We start from the raw sequence: 1289 nt of genomic DNA on the forward strand, positions 1-1289 counted from the left end.
GGAATAAGCGAAGGGACTTCTCTGTCAATTCCTCCATTTTTTCAGAAAAAGAGTAATTTGCAAGTCTCTGTTCCAGTTGGATTCGTTCTTCTGTCAGCTCCCGCTGCCGCACGACATAAAATTGCCGTTGAAGATAAGGAATCACCAATTCTGGAGACTGGAGGAATATCTTTAAGGCACTGAGATTGAACCGAAACATGATGGAGAGTTTTTTCAGCAGGCCCAGTCTGCTCTCGTGTTCGGCGTGCTGTTCATATTCCAACCAGAGGTTCAGGATCTTTTGCGAAGAAAGTCCCCTTAAATTCTCCTGCGGTGCCTGTGCATAAGTCCGATAGTATTCGTCAAAGTAGTGCTGCTCTGGTTTGAGCTGTAAAAATTCCTGCTCGATCTCCGCAATCCGATTCTTTGCATTGAGCATATCGTTCAATTCTTTGGAGAGCGCGGTCACTTCCCGATTGAGCCGTGTCTTTTCCTCCTGTCCTAAAATCCACTCTCCCATATCCGGGTATCTGCCAGTCTGGGTTTCCAGAAAGCGTTCCTTATTACTGATACTTCCCAGAAAGGCGGTGAGAAAAGAAAGTTCCTTTTTCTCCAACTTCTCCGCAACATTGAGGGTCGCGGAATTGTTGTTGGATACCACTGCCACTGTTTTTCCGTTTCTTACTGCGTTGGCAATAATATTTAGGATCGTCTGCGTTTTACCGGTACCTGGCGGGCCCTGGATGATGCTGATTTGAGAGGACAGCGCGTTTTCTATCGCGATTTTCTGGCTCTGATTCAGGCCAAAGGGATAGATAACGGTCTCTGGGAGGGGAACTGTTTTAGGCTGTCTGCCAGGCTCCAGATAGCAAGTCAAAACGGTTTCTTCACTGACAGTTTGAATCCGTTCATACTGCATGCTAAGGATATTAATATCATTTCCTACCACCAAGCTGACAGCTCCTGCCGTCTCCTTAAAATAATCGAAAATACATTTTTGACTTTCTTCTGTTAAGCAGTTGTGCTGGATTTCCACTTCTTCCCTGGGATAAGAAAGTGTTTTCTTCCCGCTGGGGACAAGACGATAGTATGGACCAAAATCTAAAATCATACCCACTTGGGTCACACGGATACCTTTGACAGTTACGATCAGGCCAGTAGGATCAATGTGCTGTTGCAGTTCCAGAATTTTTACCTTGCCGCCTTGATAGTGGTACACTTGAGGGGAGCTGATATAAATGATATCGCAATCATCGCCACAGGGCCGAAACTCCTTGACAGAATCTGTTTTGTCCTGCCCATTGATCAGA

At 45.7% G+C, this 1289-nt stretch carries 1 protein-coding gene; it reads right to left on the minus strand.

All coding sequences use genetic code 11. From position 1 onward, the window contains the following. Nucleotides 1-1289, minus strand: a 1289-nt coding sequence (locus JX325_RS17025) for an AAA domain-containing protein (protein ID WP_204792200.1), incomplete at both ends; no start/stop codon positions are given.

Origin of the sequence: Oscillibacter sp. CU971 (genome assembly GCF_905219725.1) — a bacterium.
Taxonomy (GTDB): Bacteria; Bacillota; Clostridia; order Oscillospirales; family Oscillospiraceae; genus Oscillibacter.